Source organism: Spirosoma migulaei (genome assembly GCF_054776855.1).
Genome location: NZ_BAAHBG010000008.1, coordinates 119,381 through 125,863, shown reverse-complemented (window position 1 = coordinate 125,863; position 6,483 = coordinate 119,381). Strand labels below are relative to the sequence as shown.

The 6,483-nt window shown below is 49.9% G+C and carries 4 protein-coding genes; 2 read left to right on the top strand and 2 right to left on the bottom strand.

Features of this window, described 5'->3' with window-relative positions; genetic code table 11:
* Positions 1–1,227, bottom strand: a 1,227-nt coding sequence (locus tag ACYVGO_RS10195) for an ABC transporter permease (protein ID WP_460969164.1), incomplete at its 3' end; no start/stop codon positions are given.
* Between the two features lie 39 nt (positions 1,228–1,266).
* On the opposite strand from ACYVGO_RS10195, the gene ACYVGO_RS10190 reads away from it, so the two are divergent.
* Positions 1,267–1,710: a hypothetical protein gene (locus ACYVGO_RS10190; RefSeq protein WP_460969163.1), complete on the top strand. Its 444-nt coding sequence runs from the start codon at positions 1,267–1,269 to the stop codon at positions 1,708–1,710.
* Between the two features lie 22 nt (positions 1,711–1,732).
* On the opposite strand, the gene ACYVGO_RS10185 is transcribed toward ACYVGO_RS10190, so the two are convergent.
* Positions 1,733–4,159, bottom strand: coding sequence for an ABC transporter permease (locus ACYVGO_RS10185; protein ID WP_460969162.1), 2,427 nt, complete (start codon positions 4,157–4,159; stop codon positions 1,733–1,735).
* Between the two features lie 352 nt (positions 4,160–4,511).
* Between ACYVGO_RS10185 and ACYVGO_RS10180 the strand changes: the two genes are divergently transcribed.
* Positions 4,512–6,464: a sensor histidine kinase gene (locus tag ACYVGO_RS10180; protein ID WP_460969161.1), complete on the top strand. Its 1,953-nt coding sequence runs from the start codon at positions 4,512–4,514 to the stop codon at positions 6,462–6,464.
* The last annotated feature ends 19 nt before the right edge of the window (positions 6,465–6,483 follow it).

Here is a 6,483-nt window from a genome sequence, read left to right as displayed (position 1 = left end):
GAATCCCGACAAGACAAAAGCCGGATAGCCACCCGCCAGAACGATAACCGTGACCATCAAAAGCCCGATGAACAGCAGCATCGATACATCGGTCGTGAAGGCAAGCGGGATATGAACCCAGTTGCTGAATAGCGGCAGACTCAGAAACGCCACCAATCCGGCCAGCGCCGTCGCCATCACCACAATCATACTGGTTTCGAGCAGAAACTGCCATGCCAGTTGCGCGCGTGAACTGCCCAGCGTTTTACGAACCCCCACCTCTTTACTACGCCGAAACGCCTGCGCCGTTGCCAGATTGACAAAATTGATGCAGGCCGTCAGAATCAAAAACAGGCCAATCAATCCCAACGACCAGATCAAGGATAGTCGAATAACGCCACCCACCCGGTCCACATCGAAATGCACGTCGGCCAGCGGTTGGATATGGAAATGGAAAACGTGGGCGACGTCGCCAAAGTGTTTTTTTGCCAGTGCCGGGAACGTGCTTTCCAGTTGCTGGGCGGTGGCAGGCGCGTTGTCTTTCAGGGTGCAGTACAGCCGATAATTGCTGTTCAACTGCCCCCATTCATTCACATTAAACTCGGGGTCGAGTTGCCGGATGGTGGGCATGGAAATGAACAGACCAATGTTGGTATCGGTGGGTTTGGTCGGATCGGCGATAAGGCCCGTTACGGTCGCGTTGACTTTGTGATCCAACTCGATGACTTGGCCTATAGGATTGTTATTGCCAAAATAGCGTTTGGCCCATGACTCGGTCAGCACAACCGTGTTGGGCGCACTGAGGGCCGTTTTTGGATCACCACCCAGCCACTGGTAGTCGAAAATCTGAAACAATTCTCCTTCAGCAAGGACCGTGCCGTCGTGTTCCAGAAAGCGCGTGGGAGCTGCCTGGCCGGGTTGGGTTACGCTAACCGTCAGTGACCGATTTACACAAAGGAAAGCGGCCTGTTCTACCTGCGGATAGTCGGTTCGCAGGGTTTTTGCCATGGGCAGTGGCGCTTCGGGATACTGTTCAACAGACCCATCATCGAGATGAAGATCCACCACAATCCGGTACATGCGATCGAATTTAGTGTGGTAGCGATCGGTACTAAGATGGTGCCGGATAAACAAAAACAAGAGTAGCCCACCCGCCATGCCGATGGTGAGACCCACTACGTTTAGCGCCGTATAACCACGTTGGGAACGCAGGTTGCGGAGGGCGATTTTGAGGTATGAGCGGAACATAACTTTTTTTGCTAAATTTGTTTACATACAGCAAGCACTATGTATAATCCAGGCACTATTGAATTTGCTCTTGTTAATGATGACATGAGCGTATATGGCCCCAAAGCGCATCAACGGGTCATTTCTAAACTAAACTCAGGGCTAGGGCCGCTCTTTTATCGCGAGCAGGTCATCCAGCTTGAGCCATTGCCTGAAACAATGCTCGATGAAGGCCAGGCCTCGCCTGTTCCCGACTTAATTTTGTATGACAATGAAGCGCGAACAACACCCATCATCATAGAGGTTTGCCATTCTGACGGTCTTCGTAAAGACCTCAAAAAAGTAATTGCCTTGCTTGACGCCGACGATTATGGCATCAAAGAAGGATTTGTGTATGATTATGTCGCTGACCAATGGTATCGATACATCAAAGGGGATGGTGGCCTGACTCAGTCAACTTCCTTTTCGGAAATCCTGCAATTAGATCTGAATCAATTCCTGTAGTACCGTACTGAAACGGTCAAAGCTACTCACTTCGCAAACTCTTCACCGGGTTCACCAGGGCCGCCCGGATGGCCTGGGCACTGACCACCGCTCCCGTCAACAGCGCTAGAATACACGCCACCAGCACAAAAGGCGACCAGGACAAATCAGTTCGGTAGGCGAAATGAGCTAACCAATCGCTCAATAAATAATAGGCAAGCGGCCAGGCGATGACGTTGGCAATCAGCAGAATCAGCACAAATTCTTTCATGAATAAATTGACAATGCTGATGGTTGAAGAGCCCAGTACTTTGCGAATACCGATTTCTTTGGTGCGCCGGGTCACGTTCAACGATACCAGACCCAATACCCCTAACAGCACAATAATCAGCGCCAGCGTAGTGGCCAGTCGGGATGCTTTTTGGAGTTGTTTTTCGGTCTGGTAAAGCTTCTGGAGCGTATCATCCATGAACGAATACTCAAATGGAGCATCCGGAAACAGCCGCGTCCATTCCTGGTTAATTGCGGCTACAGTTTTCTGTAAATGCTCCCCGCTACCCGCCGAAAGCTTGAAGGAGAAATAGCGATAAATGGGGTTTGCCCGGACATGAAAAAAGATGAGTGGATTGATCGTCTGGTGTAGCGATCCAAAGTGAAAATCTTTCAGCACCCCATCTACCCGACACGTAAAACTCCCGCCCTGCAACCGAACCAGTTGACCAATGGCCTTAGCGGGATTGCTCCAGCCCAGAGCCTTGGCCGCCGATTCGTTGATCACAACGCGTGTGGAATCATACCCTCCGCCGTTCGCGTGGAAAAACTGGCCTTCCTGTAATTTGAGCCCGTATGTTTGTGCAAAGTGTTCGTCGGTGGTTAGTACATCAACGGTTGTTGCCTGCGTACTGTCGCGGCCCTGCCGGAACAATTGGCCACTGCCACTGCTTCGTCCATCGGGCACAACGAACGAAAAACTTACGTCGCTTACACCGGGAATACGTGCCAACTGACTCCGAATACCTTCCATCCGTTGCACCCCATCTTTCGACCAGTCGCGCGGGACAGAGGCTACTGTTATGATCTGGTCTTTCTGATACCCCAGGTCTTTGCTGAAAAAATAAGCTACCTGCCGACTGATCACTATGGCACCCACAAACACCAAAATGGCGACCGTAAACTGGAACACGATTAACGCCCGACGAAGCCCGATTCCTTTCTGTACTGATGCCGTTAGTTTACCTTTTAATGACTCAACGGATGGCATACTCGACAACACAAAGGCAGGATAACCGCCCGCCAGTAGGGCAACCACCAATACGCCAACCGCTAAGCCCGCAAAGGCAACCGGCGACCAGCTAATCAGCGATGGGATTGGCCGCTCCAGCAAGTCGGCAAAGGTTGATCGGAACACTTCGTGGCATCCCAGAGCCAGTAACGTAGCAACAGTTGTTAACAAAAGCGCTTCGGCCAGGAATTGGCCAATCAGTTGTTTCTTCAGCCCACCCAGTGCTTTCCGAACGCCAATTTCCCGTAGCCGTGTTGCCGATATACCGATGGTGATATTCACAAAATTGACTACCGCCATTAACAGAATAAAAACCGCAATAATGGTTAGCGTAAGGACCATCTTTTCGACCAGACCCTTATTGCCTTTCAGGTAAAGTGTTTCCAGTGGACTAAGGGATACCTCCAGATTTTCCTTGAAACCCGGTGGGGCATAGGTCGCCAGAACCTTGGCAATCGGTTGGGTCAGTTGGTCGGCGGTGACACCGGGTTGTAGTTCCAGGAAGTTCGGGATGTACTGGTTCTGCCAGGAGTTTATTCCGGCTTCCGGGGCAAAATAACTGACGTTGCGCATCGGAATAAAGACCTCGTCTTTTATGCCAACCAGATCTGTAACGCTATTCTTCGGCTGGTTCTGTAACACCCCCGTTACGGTAAATACTTGTTTGCCACCGGCGGGTGTCTGTACGGTTAGCTGTTGCCGGAGCACATCGATTTTGCCGAAAAACTTCTGGGCAACAGTCGCTGTAATCACGATGGAGTTTGGGTCTCGGAGGGCGGTTTTGGGATCGCCATAGGCCATGGGAAAACCAAACATCGGTAATAGCGTCGAGTCACCCACTTCAATGCTTTGCCGGAAATGCTTCTCGCCGTTCGAAATGATGGCTGTTATACCGTAGAACCGGTAATAGTTGGCAACCAGACCAGGATATAATCGCTTGAGCGTGGGTCCAATGGGCGACAGTGTCGTAATGTCCATACCCATCGTTGCTTCTTTCCAGTGGCTCCGCACCAGATACTGCTGACTGGCATTGCGAAGGGTTTTATTTACCGCTAGTTCGCCCTGAATGTAATTGCCAATCAATAGCAAAAAAGTAATGCCTACTGTCAGGCCAAGTAGTGTTACCAACGCATAGAAACGCCGTCGAAGGAGATTACGAACTGCGATTTTGATATAATTACGGAACATAAAGCGAACGATTTACGGGGTCGATACCTTCACGGCTAGCGAGAGCGTTTGTCGCCGTGAAGGTATTGACTAACACGGTTTGTTCAGCTTTTTCGTTGATTAGTAGGCTGTTAAAAAATGTTAAGCACGTTTTTTGCTGGCGTGGGTAACTGGTCCAACGGGTATTCTCAGCCATTGCCAGGGGAGCGGAGCGGGCAGAGGTCAGTATGGATAGCTGACACCAGTTTTTACTATAAAACGGCTAAACATGAAGATATATAATTAGTCGATCATCATACTTAGCTATATTTGTTTGCTTCACTTCGTGTTATGTAACAACAGATTGTGAGTTGCCAACTCATTCATTTTCATTATGAAATCCGTTTCTACCCCTACCCGCCTGTTACATAATACGGATGAGTTTTCACCAGCCAATGGCGTAGTGCTGTACCATGCGCAACGTGATCCCGATGGCCAGCTCATCGACTTCCGGCTGGTTATGCTGAATGATCCGGCATCGACCATGTGGGGGCGTCCTCAACTTGAACTGGTTGGCCGATCGCTCAGTCAGCTAGTTGCCGACAACGACGCTCAGTATCTAATCCGGCAATTCAGCCTTGTTGTCGAGTTCGGGCGATCGGTTCGGTTCCGGATGGATGATTCGTGGAAACAGGCAGGTACGACTCGGCAGTATGACCTGCTGGTGGTTAAACTGGACGATGGTGTTTTAGTAACCTACGACGACCTTATGGCCAGTAAACAGGCTGACTTGCAGGCTCAGCGGGATAAACTCTACCAGAACTCGATCTATCAGCAGGTGATCGACAACACCCAGGCGGGGCTATTGCTGGCCCGGCCCATCCGGGATGAGCACAATCAAATCATCGACTTTCAGTACGTGCTGACGAACGAATACAATGCCCGCATCACGGGGAGGTCGGTGGCGGAGATGACAGGTGCGCTGGTTGGTGATTTATTCGCAGGCTGGCAGGGGTCGGACTTGTTCCGACGCTATGTAGACGCCGTTGAGACGAAACAACTCAGCCGGATTACGTTCTTCTACGAGAGTTACGGTATAAAAGGCTGGTTTGATGGCTCGTTTAGCTGTGTGGACGACTGCCTACTGTATACGTACATTGATGTAACCGCTTACAAAGAAGCTGAACTGGTGCAACAGCAAAATGCTGATTTACTGGAGCAGGTGATGAACATGACGCCCGCAGCCCTGGTGATGAACAAAAGTATCCGGAACGAAGCTGGCGAGATTATTGACCTGCGCATGATGAAACTGAATCAGATGGCGGCTGATATACTTCAAAATCCAATTGAAAAGATTCAGTACCGGCGTATTTCTAAGTACATGCCTGGTTCGCTGGAAACGCCCTTATTTGAGCAGTGTAAGCAGGTTATTGAAACAGGAATTCCCCGACGTGTGGAAGTTCCCTGGGCTGATCGCTGGTATGATTTCTCGGTAGCCCGCTTCGGCGATGGCATTGTATTAGCGGCTCAGGATAGTACACCCATGCATCAATACCAGCATCAGCTCGAACGGGCTAATATCGAACTGAAACGATCCAATGAAAACCTCCAGTCATTTGCGTTCGTTGCGTCGCATGATTTGCAGGAGCCACTTCGTAAAATAATTTCCTTCTCCGATATTCTGGCCACTCAGTATGCCAGCCAATTTGATACAGCCACAGCCGACATTGTTTCCCGAATTAACGCGTCGGCCATTCGGATGCGGCTGCTTATTCAGGACTTATTAGCCTACTCGCAGGTAGAAACCCATCAGGATTCATTTGTGCCTGTTACTATAGCCAGTTTGATTCAGGAGTTGCAGGAGCATGAACTCTGGGAAACAATACACCAGCGTAAGGCCCAGATACAACTCGGTAAACTGCCCGTTATTATGGCCGACCTGTTGCAGATGCGTCAGCTATTCCAGAATATTCTTTCCAATGCCATCAAATTTTGCCCGATCGACACGACACCCGTTATTACCGTAAGCAGCCGGTTGATTGAGCGATCCAATGTGCCATCTGGATTGCTGCTTCCTGCTAAATCGGAAAAAACTAAGCCAGCAAATTCCTGGTTCTCCGAAATTTCTATAACTGATAATGGCATCGGGTTCGATGAGAAATACCTTGATCGTATTTTTCAGGTCTTCCAGCGATTGAATGGTCGAAGTCAGTATGCAGGGTCAGGCATTGGACTTGCTATTAGTCAGAAGATTGTTGAACGCCACGGAGGAGCTATCACTGCCAATAGTCAGCCTGGCAGAGGGAGTACATTTCAGGTTTACCTGCCTGTGCAGAAAGAGGTATAGCACCATAAGCTATTGTGCT

What these genes read in the sequence shown, in the direction of transcription:
- ACYVGO_RS10190 (WP_460969163.1), top strand. Translation starts at nt 1,267, where the DNA reads ATGTATAATCCAGGCACTATTGAATTTGCTCTTGTTAATGATGACATG.
- ACYVGO_RS10180 (WP_460969161.1), top strand. Translation starts at nt 4,512, where the DNA reads ATGAAATCCGTTTCTACCCCTACCCGCCTGTTACATAATACGGATGAG.
- ACYVGO_RS10185 (WP_460969162.1), bottom strand. Translation starts at nt 4,159, where the DNA reads ATGTTCCGTAATTATATCAAAATCGCAGTTCGTAATCTCCTTCGACGG.